Genomic DNA, 16396 nt, shown 5'->3' with positions numbered 1-16396 from the left:
GAAGCGTTGTTTTCTGGTCGATACAGCGACCCGACATTCTAATGCAATCGCCGCCCGTACGCGCTCCATGAAAAACGCCGTCCGGGCCAATGGCGCGGACGGCGTAGAGATGGTAAGGCGCGGCTTACAGACCGGTGTGCTCGGCCACGTAAGCCTTCACCCGGGCGGCATCGGCCGGCATCACCTCGAAGCGCTGCGGCAGCGCCTCGATGTTCTCGAAGCCCGCCGGACGGTCGGCGTCGCGGCCCAGGGCTTCGCGGATGGTTTCATTGAACTTGGCCGGCAAGGCCGTCTCCAGCACGATCATGGTCACGCCCGGCGTCAGATGCTCGCGCGCTACCTTGATGCCATCGGCGGTATGGGTGTCCACCGTGATGCCATAGGCCTTTTCAGCAAAGCGGATGGTCTCCAGGCGGTCTGCGTGGGTCGACTTGCCGGAGGCGAAGCCATACTGCAGGACGCTGGCGAATTCATTGCCGTCGCTGCCGGCCTGGCCGCTCAGGTCAAAGCCGCCTGCGGTCTCGACCTTGTGGAACAGCGCCTTGACCCGTGCGCTGTCGCGGCCCAGCAGGTCGTAGACGAAGCGCTCGAAGTTGGAGGCCTTGCTGATGTCCATGCTGGGGCTGCTGGTGTGGTAGGTCTCGGCGGACTTGCGCACGCGGTAGTGACCGGTGCGGAAGAATTCATCCAGCACGTCGTTCTCGTTGGTGGCCACCACCAGCTTGTCGATGGGCAGGCCCATCATGCGGGCGATGTGGCCGGCGCAGATGTTGCCGAAGTTGCCCGAGGGGACGGTGAAGGACACCTTCTGCTCGTTGCTGGTCGTCGCTGCCAGATAGCCGCGGAAGTAGTACACCACCTGCGCCACCACGCGCGCCCAGTTGATCGAGTTGACGGTGCCGATCTTCTTGGCGGCCTTGTATTCGAGGTCGTTGGAGATGGCCTTGACGATGTCCTGGCAGTCATCGAAGACGCCTTCCACGGCCAGGTTGAAGATGTTCGGGTCCTGCAGGCTGAACATCTGCGCAGTCTGGAAAGCGCTCATCTTCTTGTGCGGCGACAGCATGAAGACACGGATGCCCTTCTTGCCGCGCATGGCGTATTCGGCGGCGCTGCCGGTGTCACCGGAGGTGGCGCCGACGATGTTCAACTCTGCGCCCTTCTTGGCCAGCGCATATTCGAACAGGTTGCCCAGCAGTTGCATCGCCATGTCCTTGAAGGCCAGCGTGGGACCATTGGACAGGCTCTGCAGCACCAGCTTCTTGCCGTCTTCTTCCTGCAGGGTGCGCAGCGGGGTGATCTGGCTGGCATCTTCACCGGCGCGGGTGTTGCGGTAGACGTCGGCGGTATAGGTCTTGTGGGCCAGCGCCTTCAGGTCGGCTTCGGGAATGTCGGTGGCAAATTTCTTGAGCACCTCGAAGGCCAGGTCGGCATACGACAACGTACGCCACTGGTCCAGCTCGGCACCGCTGACCTGCGGATACGTGGCCGGCAGGTACAGGCCGCCGTCAGGGGCCAGGCCGCCCAGCAGGATGTCGGAAAAGGTAGGAGTTGCAGCGTGACCGCGGGTGGAAACGTATTGCATGTCGATTAGAATGCGCCGGCAGGCGGCGGGAGCGTGGAATGGGAGGAAAGTCCACGATTATACGGCCAGCGGGCGCTGCACAAAAGCGCGGCATGGAAGAAAGCTGCACCTGCAGACAGGGCGGTGGCGCAGGGTCTCGGGCTGACAGGCCATTTGTTGCACTGAATCATCATGGCGCCGGCGCAAGCTGAAATAAAACGTTACCACCCTTGAAAGCCGCGCATGCCCGGGCTATGCTGCGCCACTTCGTGCAGCGCCGCCGGGATGGCGGGAATGTTTGCACGCTGGCCACATCAAAGATGCACTTCAAACTCAAAAGGATGGAAAACGGCATGAACCACAAGATCAAGACCCTGCTGGCCGCGGCCGGCCTGTTCGGCACCCTGCTGGCGAGCCTGCCGGCGCACGCCGAGAACTGGCAATCGCTGGGTGGCTCGGATACGTCCGAACTGCTGGTCGATACCGACTCCATCGTCGAATCGGGCGGCATCCGCGAAGCCTGGTCGATGTGGAACTTCAAGGAAGCGCGTCCCAACAATGGCGACAAGAGCTTCCCCGCGCTGAAATCCTACAAGGACCTGCACCAGTACAACTGCAAGGCCGGCAGCATGAAGCTGGTGCGCGAAATCATCTTCGCCGAGAACGATGGCAAGGGCGACAAGCGTGACCACAGCGATGCCCTGAAGGGACAAGAGTTCATCAAGCCCAAGCCGATGTCGGTCGGCGACGCCATGCTGCAGGCAGTCTGCAATTTCGAACTGAAGAAATGATCATAGGGGGCGTTTACCACCCCCCCCTTCTTCCCGATCCAAAGAAAAACGGAGCCCGCGGGCTCCGTTTTTCTTTGCGGCGATGGCCACAGAAGTCCAGATCAGCTCAGCTCTTCCAGGCGGATCTTGGTGACCTGGCCGACCACTGTAGCCAGGGCTTCGATCTTGGCAATGGCAGCCTCGATGTTCTTTTCCTGGGTCTGGTGGGTCAGCATGATGATGTCGGTCTGCTGCTCGCCTTCAGCCGGCTCCTTCTGCAGCATGGCGTCGATGGAAATGGTCGAATCCGCCAGGATGCGCGTCACATCGGCCAGCACACCCGCCTGGTCGGCCACACGGATGCGCAGGTAGTAGCTGGTCACGACTTCGCTCATCGGCAGCACCGGGGTATCGGCCATGGCGTTGAGCTGGAAGGCCAGCGAAGGCACGTGGTGTTCGGGGTCGGCAGTCGCCAGGCGGGTGATGTCGACCAGGTCGGCGATCACGGCCGAGGCGGTCGGCTCGGAACCGGCACCCTTGCCGTAGTACAGCGCTTCACCCACGGCGTCGCCACGCACCACCACGGCATTCATCGCGCCTTCAACGTTGGCGATCAGGCGCGAGGCCGGGATCAGCGTCGGGTGCACGCGCAGTTCGATGCCCTTGGCAGTCTGGCGGGTGATGCCCAGCAGCTTGATGCGGTAGCCCAGTTTCTCGGCATAGGTGATGTCGCTGGCCTGCAGCTTGGTGATGCCTTCCACGTGGGCCTTGTCGAACTGCACCGGGATGCCGAAAGCGATCGAGGCCATGATGGTCAGCTTGTGGGCGGCATCCACGCCTTCGATGTCGAAGGTCGGGTCGGCTTCGGCATAGCCCAGACGCTGCGCTTCCTTCAGTACCACGTCGAAGTCCAGGCCCTTGTCGCGCATCTCGGAAAGGATGAAGTTGGTGGTGCCGTTGATGATGCCGGCCACCCACTGGATGCGGTTGGCGGTCAGGCCTTCGCGCAGGGCCTTGATGATGGGGATGCCACCGGCCACGGCCGCCTCGAAGGCCACCATGACGCCCTTTTCCTGCGCCGCCTTGAAGATTTCATTGCCATGCTTGGCGATCAGGGCCTTGTTGGCCGTGACCACGTGCTTGCCGTTGGCGATGGCCTTGAGCACCAGGTCGCGGGCGATGTCATCGCCGCCGATCAGCTCCACGACGATATCGATCTCGGGATCGTTCACCACCAGGTTGCCGTCATTGACGACCTTGACTTCTCCCCGGGTCAGTTCGGTCGCGCGGGCAGTATTGCGAGCGGCGACCATGGTAATTTCAATGCCCCGGCCTGCACGGCGCGCAATCTCTTGCTGGTTGCGCTTGAGAACATTGAAAGTACCGGAACCCACGGTGCCGATGCCGAGCAAACCTACTTTGATGGATTTCATATTGTCTTCGTGGTTGGTGAAAAATGACCGCCACGCCGCAGGCAGCGGCCGTGACGGGTACTGCAAAACGGGTCAGGCCGTGCCGTGGCGGCGGCGATAGCCTTCCAGGAAGTGCGCAATGCGCCCCATGGATTCGGTCAGGTCGTCGGTGTTGGGCAGGAACACCACGCGGAAGTGGTCCGGCGTCGGGCAATTGAAGCCGGTGCCCTGCACGATCAATACCTTTTCCTCGGCCAGCAGTTCGTAGGCGAATTCCTGGTCGTCCTTGATCGGATAGACCTCCGGATCCAGGCGCGGGAACATGTAGAGCGCCGACTTGGGCTTGACGCAGGTCACACCGGGAATATCGGTGAGCAGCTTGTGGGCCAGGTCGCGCTGCTTGGTCAGGCGGCCATTGGGGGCGACCAGGTCATTGATGCTCTGGTAGCCGCCCAGCGCGGTCTGGATGGCGAACTGGCCGGGCGCATTGGCGCACAGGCGCATCGAGGCCAGCATGTTGAGGCCTTCGATGTAGTCGCGCGCATGCTTCTTCTCGCCCGAAACCACCATCCAGCCGGCGCGGTAGCCGCAGGAACGATAGTTCTTGGACAGGCCGTTGAAGGTGATGAACAGCACATCGTCGGCCAGCGAGGCCAGCGAGGTGTGGGTGTTGCCGTCGTAGAGCACCTTGTCGTAGATCTCGTCGGCCAGGATGATCAGTTGATGCTGGCGCGCCAGTTCGATGATCTCCTTCAGCACGTCCACCGAATACAGCGCGCCGGTCGGGTTGTTGGGGTTGATGACGACGATGGCCTTGGTGTTGGGGGTGATCTTCTTCTTGATGTCGGCGATGTCGGGCTGCCAGCCTTGCTGTTCGTCGCAGACATAATGCACCGGGGTACCGCCGGAGAGGCTCACGGCGGCCGTCCACAGCGGATAGTCCGGCGACGGCACCAGCACTTCGTCGCCGGTATTGAGCAGCGCATTGACGCTCATGACGATCAGTTCGGACGCGCCATTGCCCAGGTAGATGTCATCGATGGTCACGCCTTCGATCTTCTTTTGCTGGGTGTAGTGCATGACCGACTTGCGGGGCGCGAACAGGCCCTTGGAATCGGTGTAGCCGGAGGCATTGCCCATGTTGCGGATCATGTCCTGCACGATCTCGTCGGGCGCATCGAAGCCGAAGGCGGCCAGGTTGCCGATGTTGAGCTTGATGATCTTGTGGCCTTCTTCCTCCATCTGGCGCGCCTTTTCCAGCACGGGACCCCGAATGTCGTAACACACATCTGCCAGCTTCTTGGATTTCTGAATCGGTCGCACAGCTCTTCCTCTAATCGTTTCGCGACAGGCGGCGTCGGCCCCTGCCCGTCCTGTCCTGCTTCATCGGCCGCGGGCACCGGACCGGAACCTTTATCCTGCGGCTCCCCTCCATTACCACGCTTGCCATCATTTTCCTGCACGTTTTTGCCTGCTGCAGTGCAATGTAAAGCACCTGCAAAGCGGCCTGCGGCGCTGCCTCATGGGCTTGCCGGGAACCGGCCATTTTGCCCAAAGCTAAGCATTTTATCAATCAAATAGGCGTGCGCCGGGGTCGGAAACGGCTACAATGGCGCACTTTACGACCGCGTTGCTGCGATGCATGTCGACTTGACATCATGGCCCGGTCGTTCGCCCCGCGGGGCCGCCTGCAACCCATCCTGCCCATCTGCGATGAAGCTCCATTCGACCGAAACCAAGCAATACCAGACCGTCACCGCCTATGATGAGGACGGCGTCGAGCTCAATGCCATCCGTTTCACCAACAGCCTCCTGGTGCTGCCCGAGACCGAGCCGGTGCCCTGGCCGGCAGAGAGCTTCGAGGCGCTCACTCCCGAGCATTTTGCCCAGATCGATGCCACCGCACCGGACGTGGTCATCCTGGGCACCGGCGAGCGCCAGCGCTTCGTCCATCCCAAGCTGACCTCGGTGCTGACTGCGCGCCGCATCGGCGTGGAGTGCATGGACAACCAGGCCGCCTGCCGGACCTACAACATTCTCATGGCCGAAGGGCGCAAGGTGGCGCTGGCGCTGATCATTGCGCCCCAGGCCTGACGCCGGCACCTGCCGCGACAAGAAACCCAAGAACACGCAACAAGGAACCGCTGTCAATGCGCGAACTGTATAAATCCAAGGCGTTCGTCTGGACGCTGCTCATTCTCTTCCTGCTGGTCTGGTTCTGGATGCTCGGAGCCCGTGTACTGGTGCCCACCGACGAAGGCCGCTATGCCGAGATGGCGCGCGAAATGGTGGCCACGCAGGACTGGATCACCACCCGCCTGAACGGCATCAAGTACTTCGAGAAGCCGCCCCTGCAAACCTGGATGAATGCCATCACCTTCGAGCTGTTCGGCCTCGGTGAATGGCAGGCGCGCCTGTGGACCGGCCTGTGCGGCCTGCTGGGCATCGGCCTGGCGGCTTATACCGGCACCCGCGTCTTCAGCGGCCGCGTCGGCTTCTATGCCGCCCTGGTGCTGGCCTCCAGCTTCTTCTGGGCGGGCATGGGCCACATCAATACGCTGGACATGGGCCTGTCGGGCATGATGACCATCGCCCTCTGCTCGCTGCTGATGGCGCAGCGCGACGGTGCCTCCCGTGAAGGCCAGCGCAACTGGATGCTCCTGTGCTGGGCCGGCATGGCATTGGCGGTGCTGTCCAAGGGCCTGATCGGCATCGTTCTGCCCGGTGCGGTGCTGGTGCTCTATACCCTGTTCGCGCGCGACTGGGCGATCTGGAAGCGGCTGCATCTGGTCAAGGGCCTGATCCTGTTCTTTGCGATCTGCACCCCATGGTTCGTGGCGGTGTCGCTGCGCAATCCGGAATTCCCGCAGTTCTTCTTCATCCACGAGCACTTCCAGCGCTTCACCACCAAGATCCATAGCCGCACCGGTCCGTGGTATTACTTCATTCCCATCCTGGTGCTGGGCATCATTCCCTGGCTGGGCGTGTTCTTCCAGAGCCTGTGGAAAGGCACCCGCGAGCAACGCGACACCGCCGGCTACAACAGCCTCAACGGCGGACGTTTCCAGCCCAAGCGGATGCTGCTGGTGTGGGCGGTGTTCATCTTCGTGTTCTTCAGCATCTCGGACTCGAAGCTGCCCTCCTACATCCTGCCGATCTTCCCGGCGCTGGCGCTGCTGATCGCCTGCTACCTGGACGAAGCGGACTACAAGGCGCTGGCCTGGGCCGGTTCGCTGGTGGCTCTGCCCTCGGCGGTGGCGCTGGCCTTCATCCCGCGCGTGCCCTCGCTGGCCAAGGATGCCTACTCGCTGCCGCTGGTGGAGGCCCACGTGCCCTACCTGTACGCCGCCACCCTGATCTTCTTCGTCGGCGGCATTGCCGCCATCCGCCTGGCACGCCAACACAAGGACTGGGCCGTGACCTCGCTGGCGGCGACCGCCTTCGTGGCCGGCCAGCTGCTGATGCTGGGCCATGATCCGCAGGGGCGCTACTCGGCGGGCGTGGACTACGTGCCGGCGCTGCAGGCCGAATTGAAGCCGGAAACCCCGATCTACCTGGTCGGCCGCTATGAGCAGGCCCTGCCCTTCTACCTGCGCCGCACCATGACCCTGGTGCAGCATGCCGACGAAATGGAGTTCGGCCTCAAGCAGGAACCGCAGCTGTGGCTGCCGACCATCGACGCCTTCGTGGCGCAATGGGTGGCCGACAACGCGGCTGGCAAGAAGGATATCGCCATCATCGATCCGACCATCTACAAGCAGCTGGTCGAGCGCAAGCTGCCGATGCGCCTGATCGGCCAGGACCCGCGCCGCGTGATCGTGGCCAATGACCCGGCCCCTGCCGCAGCGGTCGCCGGCGAGAAGAAGGCGGCGAAATGAACCTGACTACCTTTGGCTTCATCTTCGTCGGCATCTGCCTGAACGCCGTTGCACAACTGCTGCTCAAGGCCGGTACCAATGCCGTCGGCGCGATCCACCTGACGGCGGACAACTGGTTCTCCACCGGCCTCAAGCTGGCTACCCAGTTGCCCATCATCGGCGGCCTGTCCTGCTACGTGATCTCGGTGGGCGTGTGGATCATCGGCCTGTCGCGGGTGGACGTGACCATCGCCTACCCGCTGCTCTCGCTGGGCTACATCATCAACGCCATCGGTGCCTGGTACTTCCTGGGCGAAGCCATCTCCCTGCAGCGCCTGCTGGCCATCGGCGTGATCATCGTCGGCGTGGTCTTGCTGACCAGAAGCTGATTTACAATACCGGGTTGCCGCGCGCCCGGCGTGCCGGCCACTGCGCTGCCCGCTGCGGCAGCGCCCTCCCCTTGAACCTAGTCTGACCGGATTCCACCATGAGCCTGCCTTTCCTGCCGTTTTCCAAACCCACCATCGATGAAGCCACCATCGCCGCCGTCGGTGAAGTGCTGCGCTCGGGCTGGATCACCAGCGGCCCCAAGGTGCAGGCGTTCGAAAAAGCCTTGTCGGACTACCTGGGCGGACGCATCGTGCGTACCTTCAACTCCGGCACCTGCACCATGGAAATCGCGCTGCGCATCGCCGGCATCGGCGCGGGCGATGAAGTCATCACCACTCCCATCTCCTGGGTCGCCACCGCCAACGTGATCCTGGAAACCGGCGCCACCCCGGTGTTCGCCGACATCGATCCGGTCACCCGCAACATCGACCTGGACCGCCTCGAAGCCGCCATTACCCCGCGCACCAAGGCCATCATCCCGGTCTACCTGGCCGGCCTGCCGCTGGACATGGACCGCCTCTACGCGATTGCCGCCAAGCACAATCTGCGCGTGGTGGAAGATGCCGCCCAGGCGCTGGGTTCGACCTGGAAGGGCAAGCGCATCGGTGCCTTCGGCGATTTCGTCTCCTTCAGCCTGCAGGCCAACAAGAACATCACCAGTTCCGAAGGCGGTTTCCTGGTGCTCAACAATGCCGAGGAAGCCCGTCTGGCCGAGAAATACCGCCTGCAGGGCGTCACCCGCAGCGGCTTCGACGGCCTGGAAGTGGATGTTCTGGGCGGCAAGTTCAACATGACCGACGTGGCCGCCGCCATCGGCCTGGGCCAGTTCGCCCACATCGATGCCGTCACCGCCCACCGCAAGGAACTGGCGCGCCACTATTTCGCCTGCTTCGGCAGCGATTTCGAAGCCAGCTTCGGTGCCCAGCTGCCAGTGGCCGACTTCGAGAACTCCAACTGGCACATGTTCCAGCTGGTCCTGCCGGAGCGCATCACTCGCGCCGCCTTCATGGAAAAGATGATGGAAAAGCAGGTCGGCATCGGCTACCACTACCCTTCCATTCACTTGCTGAAGCTCTATCGTGAACGTGGCTTCAAGGAAGGCATGTTCCCGGTGGCCGAACGCGTCGGCCAGCGCATCGTGTCGCTGCCCATGTTCAATGCAATGAGTAAAGAGGACGTGGAACGCTCGGTGGAAACGGTAAAATCGGTGCTTGGTTGATTTTTGCGGATAATGCAAAGAATTCGACGAAAAAATTCGGCATAATTCGTTTTATTTGCATTTTCGCAAGCTGGTCTCCTGCATTTCCCCTGGCCTGAACGCCGCGATGACCCTGTTTCGTGGCGCATCGGGCCATTGATTTATTGCAGAACACGCTTTCAGTACCGCTGGATGCGGGCTCCAGGGCCAGGCATTCCAGCCTTTATTTTTTGATATTTGATGAAACCAGAACTGTCCGTCGTCATCCCGGTTTACAACGAGGAATCCGGGCTCTCCAAATTGTTCGAGCGCCTTTACCCGGCGCTGGACGCCCTGGGCTACAGCTATGAAGTCATCTTCGTCAACGATGGCAGCCGCGACCGCTCCGCCGGCATCCTGGCCGAGCAATACCGCCTGCGCCCGGACGTGACGCGGGTGGTGCTGTTCAATGGCAACTACGGCCAGCACATGGCGATCATGGCGGGCTTCGAAGCCACTCGTGGCGAAGTGGTGGTGACGCTGGATGCCGATCTGCAGAATCCGCCGGAAGAAATCGGCAACCTGGTGGCCAAGATGCGCGAAGGCTACGACTACGTCGGCTCGATTCGCCGCAAGCGCCAGGATTCGGCCTGGCGCACCTACGCCTCCAAGGCCATGAACCGCCTGCGCGAGAAGATCACGCGCATCAAGATGACCGACCAGGGCAACATGCTGCGTGCCTATGGCCGCAACGTCATCGACCTGGTCAACCAGTGCCGCGAGGTCAATACCTTCGTGCCGGCCCTGGCCTACACCTTCTCGCGCAATCCGACCGAGATCGTGGTGGAACATGAAGAGCGCTCGGCTGGCGAATCGAAGTATTCCTTCTACAGCCTGATCCGCCTGAACTTCGATCTGGTCACCGGCTTCTCGCTGGTGCCGCTGCAATTCTTTTCGCTGCTGGGTATCGGCCTGTCGTTCGCGTCGGCGGCGCTGTTCATCCTGATCGTGCTGCGCCGCATGCTGATCGGCGCGGAAGTCGGTGGCGTCTTCACGCTGTTCGCCATCACCTTCTTCCTGATGGGCGTGATCCTGTTCTCCATCGGCCTGCTGGGCGAATACATCGGCCGCATCTACATGCAGGTGCGCTCGCGCCCGCGCTATGTGGTGCAGGCCATCCTTGAGCAATCCTCTTCAGAAGACAAGCAAGCCCTATGAACGCCGTCGTCTTTGCCTACCATGATGTGGGCGTCCGCTGCCTGAAGGTCTTGCTCGCGCGTGGCGTGCAGGTGTCGCTGGTGGTGACCCACGAGGACAGCGCTACCGAGAATATCTGGTTCGGTTCCGTGGCCGGCCTGTGCCGCGAACATGGCATTGCCTGCATCACCCCCGCTGACCCGCGCTCGCCGCAGCTGCTGGCGCAGTTGCAGGCGCTGCAGCCGGACTTCCTCTTCAGTTTCTACTACCGTCATATGCTGCCGGTGGAAGTGCTGGCCTGCGCCAGGCGCGGTGCCTACAACATGCACGGCTCGCTGCTGCCCAAGTATCGTGGCCGCGTCCCCATCAACTGGGCGGTGCTGCACGGCGAGACCGAAACCGGTGCCACCCTGCATGAGATGACGGTCAAGCCCGACGCCGGAGCCATCGTGGCGCAGACTGCCGTACCGATTCTGCCGGACGATACCGCGCATGAAGTCTTTGGCAAGGTGGTCGTGGCGGCAGAAATGACGCTCTGGAACGTGCTGCCGGCCATGCTGGCGGGCAATACGCCCAACCTGCCCAATGACCTCTCGCAAGGCAGCTACTTCAGCGGCCGCAAGCCGGAAGATGGCCGTATCGACTGGCGGCGTACCGCCGGCGAGGTCCATAATCTGGTGCGCGCGGTGGCCCCGCCCTATCCGGGTGCCTTCGAGGAAATCGCGGGTGATAAAATTACGGTCACGAGAACCCGGCTGGTTCCGCCGGCGGCCCATCCTGCGCTGCAGCGGGCCCACGGTACGCAAGACAAGTTCTTCGAAGGCGGCAAGTTGTACGCACGTTGTGGCGATGGCAACTTCCTCCAGATCCTGGGCATCCTGATCAATGATCAGGATGCTTCACTCAACAATTACCTGAAATACATGGCCTCCTGAAGTCCGGCCATTCACTAGCTCTCTACATTATGAAAAAAGTCCTCATTCTCGGCGTCAACGGCTTCATCGGCCACCACCTGTCCAAGCGCATTCTGGAAACCACGGACTGGCACGTCTATGGCATGGACATGATGACCGACCGCATCACCGACATTCTGGAAAACGAGGCCTACAAGTCGCGCATGCACTTCTTCGAGGGCGACATCACCATCAACCAGGAATGGGTGGAATACCACGTCAAGAAGTGTGACGTGATCCTGCCGCTGGTGGCCATCGCGACCCCGTCGACCTACGTGAACGCCCCGCTGCGCGTGTTCGAGCTGGACTTCGAAGCCAACCTGCCGATCGTGCGTTCGGCCGCCAAGTACAAGAAGCACCTGGTCTTCCCCTCGACCTCGGAAGTCTATGGCATGTGCCATGACGAGGAATTCGATCCGGAAGAATCCGAACTGATCTGCGGCCCGATCAACAAGCCGCGCTGGATCTACTCCTGCGCCAAGCAGCTGATGGACCGCGTGATCTGGGGCTACGGCATGGAAGCCGGCCTGAACTTCACCCTGTTCCGTCCGTTCAACTGGATCGGTGCCGGCCTGGACTCGATCCACACCCCGAAGGAAGGTTCGTCGCGCGTGGTGACCCAGTTCTTCGGCCACATCGTCCGTGGCGAGAACATCTCCCTGGTCGACGGCGGCCAGCAGAAGCGCGCCTTCACCTACATCGATGACGGCATTGACGCCCTGATGAAGATCATCGCCAACGAAGGCGGCGTGGCCTCCGGCAAGATCTACAACATCGGCAATCCGGTGAACAATTATTCCATCAAGGACCTGGCCGACATGATGCTCAAGCTGGCCGCCGAGTACCCGGAATACGCCGAGACCGCCAAGCAGGTCAAGCTGGTCGAGACCACCTCCGCCGCCTACTACGGCAAGGGTTATCAGGACGTGCAGAACCGCGTGCCCAAGATCACCAACACCTGTGACGAGCTGAACTGGGCCCCCAAGACCACCATGGCCGACACCCTGCGCAACATCTTCGATGCCTACCGCAGCCAGGTGGCTCAGGCACGTGCGCTGATGGATTGATTGGTCGCTGACTGACGATCTCATGCAAACCGCGCTTCGGCGCGGTTTTGCTTTTTCCGGCTATGTCCGTCTGGCTTGCGCCGGAACAGATCGCCGTCGTGACACCGTATTGCCCCGCATGCTGCGCTGCTGCATATTGTTCTATCCGGCGCAGGATGCTAGTCTCGCAACTTGTCGTCAGCCGCCGCAGTCCAACGCCCGGCGCACTACCCCGACAGTCAGCAACACCATGGCGGACCACCGCCGATCACCCTCTTTCCGGTCCAGCGAATTGCCCAAACTCACTCTCAAGATCGACGCCGATACGTACCGCGGCACCCGCGTGGGCGTCCCCAACCTGATCAACCAGCTGCGCCGCCATCGTGCCGGTGCCACCTTCCTGTTCTCGCTCGGGCCCGACCACACCGGCTGGGCGCTGAAGCAGATCTTCCGTCCGGGCTTCTTCAGCAAGGTCTCGCGCACTTCGGTGGTGGAACACTATGGCATCAAAACGCTGATGTACGGCACTCTGCTGCCCGCCCCCGACATCGGCAAGACCTGTGCCGATTTCATGCGCTCAGCCAGGGACGCGGGTTTCGAATGCGGCATCCATACCTGGGACCACCGGGTCTGGCAGGACGACGTTCGCACCGCCGACGCTCAGTGGACCGTGGAGACCATGCACAAGTCGCATGCCCGCTATCGCGAGATCTTCGGTGAGGCACCCCGTACGCACGGCGCTGCGGGCTGGCAGATGAACGATCACGCCTTCGTCCAGCTGGACCAGTTCGGCATGGCCTACTCCTCGGACGGCCGCTCGCAGCTGCGGGAAAACGGCCGCCTGGCCGATGCCGATGCCGGCCCGCATCGCCTGTCGGCCTTCGGCAAGCCGCTCTCCTGCGTGCAACTGCCCACCACCCTGCCCACGCTGGATGAAATCCTGGGCCGCGAGATCGGCGGCAAGATGATCGACGCGAGCAATGCTGCTGAATTTTTGCTTCAGTTGACCAAGGAACCGCGTGACCATGTCTTCACTCTGCACGCGGAACTTGAAGGACAGAAACTCGGCCCCATTTTCGAACAATTGCTCACCGGCTGGCGTGCCCAAGGCTACGAACTGGTCTCCATGGGCGACTACTACCAGAGCATCAAGAATGACGTCCTGCCCATCCTGCCGATCGCCTGGGGCGAACTGCCCGGCCGGTCGGGCGAGATGATCGTGCAGGCGATGTAAGGCTGCACAGGATTTGATCATGGCTTCATCAGGGCCGGTGACCCCGGCCCGCCAACCATCCACCAACAAGACTTCACCTACGGGGCGCCACTTTGACAGACCGACCATCCCTCCTGAACAAGACCGTGCCGGACTTCTCGGCTGCCATGACCAGTGGCAAGACCTTCAACCTGGCCGACTATCGCGGCAAGAACCTGGTTCTGTATTTCTACCCCAAGGACAACACCCCCGGCTGTACCACCGAGGGCATGCAGTTCCGTGACCTGCATCCGCAATTCCAGGCTGCCAACACCGAGATCTTCGGCATCAGCCGCGACAGCCTGAAGTCCCATGAAAACTTCAAGGGCAAGCTGGGCATGCCCTTCGAGCTGATCTCCGACCCCGATGAAACCCTGTGCACCATGTTCGACGTCATGAAGATGAAAAACATGTATGGCAAGCAGGTACGTGGCGTGGAGCGCAGCACGTTTGTGATTGACGCCGCAGGCAAAGTGGTGAAAGAATGGCGTGGAGTGAAGGTTCCTGCACACGTGGATGAGGTGCTGGCCTTCATCAAAACCCTGGCCTGAATGAAGTTCGATTCCTGAGACAGGCGGTCCGGTTGCTGCAGCGCAATAGCCCACCCGGCTGCTGCGCGCAGGGTCCGGACGGCAACGATCGATTCAGGCCGCGGCGCGGAGACCTGGCAAGTAGCTGCGACGCGTTCCAACCATGCGGTCAAACGATACAAGCCATTGAATTCAAACAGAAAAACGTTTGCTGGAAGCCGTTTCAGGTTAAGGCCCGAGGCCTGCCGAAACGGCTTTTTTACTTTTTACTTTGCCACCCCCGCCGTCCAGGCCAATCAAGCCCTCGCCCATCCCCTGTCTGCCCTCCGTACGGCAACGGCCGCTACGTTGCAGCACAGGTGCAAGGATTTCATTGGCATGCCCGGCCTTGCAGCAAGATCCCTCTCTTTGCTGTCTGATGTATTGCTTCACCTGTTCGCTCTGACAAAGCGGTGTTTTCTTCATCCACTTCCGAGGTCCTGATGCCCCTGCCCAAAATGCCGAGCAAACCAGCTTCGATGCTGTCTCCCGAGGACTATCCCAAGGCCGATCGCAACAAGCCCGTCAAACCGAACATCACTCTCGTTGAAACCTCCGCTCCCGTAGTTGCACCCCAAGCAGTTGCAGTTGCCGTTGCCGACGTCTCCGATACCAAGGTCACCGCGCCCCGCGCGCGCATCACCGGCAAGACTGCCGCCGTGGCCGAGAAACCGAAAGCCGCTCCCAAGAGCGCAGAAGCCCGACCCAAGTCGCCCACCAGCCGCGTGGCCGACAAGCTGGGCAAGTCCAAGCTGTTCGTGCTGGATACCAACGTGCTGATGCACGATCCGACCTCGCTGTTCCGCTTCGAGGAGCATGACATCTACCTGCCCATGGTCACGCTCGAAGAGCTGGACAACCACAAGAAGGGCATGTCCGAGGTGGCCCGCAATGCGCGCCAGATCTCGCGTTCGCTGGATGCGCTGGTGTCCGACGTGGCCGAGGATTCGATCGACCTGGGCATCCCGCTGGCCAAGCTGGGCAACAAGGATGCCAAGGGCCGCCTGTACTTCCAGACCAAGCTGCAGAACGCCGCCCTGCCGGAAGGCCTGCCCGAAGGCAAGGCCGACAACCAGATCCTGGGCGTGGTGCGCGCGCTGGACCAGCAGTATCCGGAACGTCCGGTGGTGCTGGTCTCCAAGGACATCAACATGCGCCTCAAGGCGCGTGCCATTGGCCTGCCCGCGGAAGATTACTTCAACGACCATGTGCTGGAAGATACCGACCTGCTGTATTCGGGCATCCAGCAGCTGCCGGATGACTTCTGGAACAAGCATGGCAAGGGCATGGAGTCCTGGCAGGAAAGCCGCCACGGCAGCAGCTACACCTACTACCGTGTCACCGGCCCTTATGTGCCCTCGCTGCTGGTCAACCAGTTCGTCTTCATCGAGCCCAAGAATGGTGAACCGGCCTTCTACGGCCAGGTCAGCCAGATCAACGGCAAGACTGCCGTGCTGCAGACCCTGCGCGACTTCGGCCACGCCAAGAACAGCGTCTGGGGCATCACTGCGCGCAACCGCGAGCAGAACTTCGCGCTGAACCTGCTGATGAACCCGGAGTGTGATTTCGTCACCCTGCTGGGCCAGGCCGGTACCGGCAAGACCCTGCTGGCACTGGCCTCGGGCCTGGCGCAGGTGCTGGAGACCAAGCTCTACAACGAAATCATCGTCACCCGCGTGACGGTGCCGGTCGGTGAAGACATCGGTTTCCTGCCGGGCACGGAAGAAGAGAAGATGGGCCCCTGGATGGGCGCCTTCGATGACAACCTCGAAGTGCTCAACAAGTCCGATGGCGATGCCGGGGAATGGGGCCGCGCTGCGACCCAGGACCTGATCCGCTCGCGCATCAAGATCAAGTCGCTCAACTTCATGCGCGGCCGCACTTTCGTGAACAAGTTCTTGATCATCGACGAAGCCCAGAACCTGACGCCCAAGCAGATGAAGACCCTGGTCACCCGTGCCGGCCCCGGCACCAAGATCGTCTGTCTGGGCAACATCGCCCAGATCGACACGCCCTACCTGACCGAAGGCTCCAGCGGCCTGACCTATGTGGTCGACCGCTTCAAGGGCTGGGCGCACAGCGGGCATGTCACCCTGGCGCGCGGCGAACGCTCGCGCCTGGCCGATCACGCCAGCGACGTGTTGTAAGCACTTTTCTTCAGCACCAAAGCAAAAAGCCACGTGAAAACGTGGCTTTTTGCTTTTGGGCG

At 61.7% G+C, this 16396-nt stretch carries 14 protein-coding genes; 11 read left to right on the top strand and 3 right to left on the bottom strand.

Annotated features, from left to right (window positions below; translation table 11 throughout):
- Positions 1-124: 124 nt before the first annotated feature.
- On the bottom strand, positions 125-1585 hold the full coding sequence (thrC, locus tag E2K99_RS10950; RefSeq protein ID WP_134222222.1) for a threonine synthase: 1461 nt from the start codon (positions 1583-1585) through the stop codon (positions 125-127).
- 332 nt (positions 1586-1917) lie between these two features.
- On the opposite strand from thrC, the gene E2K99_RS10945 reads away from it, so the two are divergent.
- Entirely contained in the window at positions 1918-2355 is a 438-nt protein-coding gene (locus E2K99_RS10945) for a surface-adhesin E family protein (RefSeq protein ID WP_034340981.1), read from the top strand.
- A 101-nt stretch (positions 2356-2456) separates the two neighbouring features.
- Here E2K99_RS10945 and E2K99_RS10940 read toward each other — a convergent pair whose 3' ends face one another.
- Positions 2457-3767, bottom strand: a complete 1311-nt coding sequence (locus E2K99_RS10940) for a homoserine dehydrogenase (RefSeq protein ID WP_134222221.1) — start codon at positions 3765-3767, stop codon at positions 2457-2459.
- Positions 3768-3839: 72 nt separating this feature from the next.
- Positions 3840-5069, bottom strand: coding sequence for a pyridoxal phosphate-dependent aminotransferase (locus E2K99_RS10935; protein ID WP_039788404.1), 1230 nt, complete (start codon positions 5067-5069; stop codon positions 3840-3842).
- Between the two features lie 390 nt (positions 5070-5459).
- Here E2K99_RS10935 and E2K99_RS10930 point away from each other — a divergent pair, with 390 nt between their 5' ends.
- From E2K99_RS10930 to E2K99_RS10885, 10 genes are all read left to right on the top strand, one after another.
- Positions 5460-5840: an Mth938-like domain-containing protein gene (locus E2K99_RS10930; RefSeq protein WP_134222220.1), complete on the top strand. Its 381-nt coding sequence runs from the start codon at positions 5460-5462 to the stop codon at positions 5838-5840.
- A 56-nt stretch (positions 5841-5896) separates the two neighbouring features.
- Complete coding sequence (locus E2K99_RS10925; protein WP_039788408.1) at positions 5897-7624, top strand: glycosyltransferase family 39 protein; 1728 nt, start codon at positions 5897-5899, stop codon at positions 7622-7624.
- The gene (locus tag E2K99_RS10920) at positions 7621-7992 is read left to right on the top strand and encodes an EamA family transporter (protein WP_121039800.1); all 372 of its coding nucleotides are present in this window, start codon (positions 7621-7623) and stop codon (positions 7990-7992) included. The genes E2K99_RS10925 and E2K99_RS10920 overlap by 4 nt, the downstream gene beginning before the upstream one ends.
- A gap of 98 nt (positions 7993-8090) precedes the next feature.
- Positions 8091-9212 carry a DegT/DnrJ/EryC1/StrS family aminotransferase gene (locus E2K99_RS10915; protein ID WP_134135257.1) on the top strand — a complete coding sequence of 374 codons (1122 nt, stop codon included), beginning with the start codon at positions 8091-8093 and terminating at the stop codon, positions 9210-9212.
- 219 nt (positions 9213-9431) lie between these two features.
- Positions 9432-10388 (top strand): glycosyltransferase, encoded by a 957-nt coding sequence (locus E2K99_RS10910; RefSeq protein ID WP_034330258.1) that lies wholly within the window; start codon positions 9432-9434, stop codon positions 10386-10388.
- Entirely contained in the window at positions 10385-11302 is a 918-nt protein-coding gene (locus E2K99_RS10905) for a formyltransferase (protein WP_134222219.1), read from the top strand. The genes E2K99_RS10910 and E2K99_RS10905 overlap by 4 nt, the downstream gene beginning before the upstream one ends.
- Positions 11303-11331: 29 nt before the next feature.
- On the top strand, positions 11332-12387 hold the full coding sequence (locus tag E2K99_RS10900; RefSeq protein ID WP_051057356.1) for a bifunctional UDP-4-keto-pentose/UDP-xylose synthase: 1056 nt from the start codon (positions 11332-11334) through the stop codon (positions 12385-12387).
- A 271-nt stretch (positions 12388-12658) separates the two neighbouring features.
- The gene (locus E2K99_RS10895; protein ID WP_134222218.1) at positions 12659-13600 is read left to right on the top strand and encodes a polysaccharide deacetylase family protein; all 942 of its coding nucleotides are present in this window, start codon (positions 12659-12661) and stop codon (positions 13598-13600) included.
- Between the two features lie 92 nt (positions 13601-13692).
- A complete protein-coding gene (locus E2K99_RS10890; protein WP_083859450.1) occupies positions 13693-14169 on the top strand; it encodes a peroxiredoxin in 477 nt (158 codons plus the stop codon).
- Between the two features lie 461 nt (positions 14170-14630).
- A complete protein-coding gene (locus E2K99_RS10885) occupies positions 14631-16334 on the top strand; it encodes a PhoH family protein (RefSeq protein ID WP_199725020.1) in 1704 nt (567 codons plus the stop codon).
- Positions 16335-16396 lie beyond the last annotated feature (62 nt).

This window comes from Herbaspirillum huttiense (genome assembly GCF_004367745.1).
Lineage (GTDB): Bacteria > Pseudomonadota > Gammaproteobacteria > Burkholderiales > Burkholderiaceae_D > Herbaspirillum > Herbaspirillum huttiense.
The sequence above is the reverse complement of the archived record's forward strand: the minus strand, read 5'-3'. Positions and strand labels throughout refer to the sequence as shown.

What these genes read in the sequence shown, in the direction of transcription:
- thrC (WP_134222222.1), bottom strand. Translation starts at nt 1,585, where the DNA reads ATGCAATACGTTTCCACCCGCGGTCACGCTGCAACTCCTACCTTTTCC.
- E2K99_RS10945 (WP_034340981.1), top strand. Translation starts at nt 1,918, where the DNA reads ATGAACCACAAGATCAAGACCCTGCTGGCCGCGGCCGGCCTGTTCGGC.
- E2K99_RS10940 (WP_134222221.1), bottom strand. Translation starts at nt 3,767, where the DNA reads ATGAAATCCATCAAAGTAGGTTTGCTCGGCATCGGCACCGTGGGTTCC.
- E2K99_RS10930 (WP_134222220.1), top strand. Translation starts at nt 5,460, where the DNA reads ATGAAGCTCCATTCGACCGAAACCAAGCAATACCAGACCGTCACCGCC.
- E2K99_RS10925 (WP_039788408.1), top strand. Translation starts at nt 5,897, where the DNA reads ATGCGCGAACTGTATAAATCCAAGGCGTTCGTCTGGACGCTGCTCATT.
- E2K99_RS10920 (WP_121039800.1), top strand. Translation starts at nt 7,621, where the DNA reads ATGAACCTGACTACCTTTGGCTTCATCTTCGTCGGCATCTGCCTGAAC.
- E2K99_RS10915 (WP_134135257.1), top strand. Translation starts at nt 8,091, where the DNA reads ATGAGCCTGCCTTTCCTGCCGTTTTCCAAACCCACCATCGATGAAGCC.
- E2K99_RS10910 (WP_034330258.1), top strand. Translation starts at nt 9,432, where the DNA reads ATGAAACCAGAACTGTCCGTCGTCATCCCGGTTTACAACGAGGAATCC.
- E2K99_RS10905 (WP_134222219.1), top strand. Translation starts at nt 10,385, where the DNA reads ATGAACGCCGTCGTCTTTGCCTACCATGATGTGGGCGTCCGCTGCCTG.
- E2K99_RS10900 (WP_051057356.1), top strand. Translation starts at nt 11,332, where the DNA reads ATGAAAAAAGTCCTCATTCTCGGCGTCAACGGCTTCATCGGCCACCAC.
- E2K99_RS10885 (WP_199725020.1), top strand. Translation starts at nt 14,631, where the DNA reads ATGCCCCTGCCCAAAATGCCGAGCAAACCAGCTTCGATGCTGTCTCCC.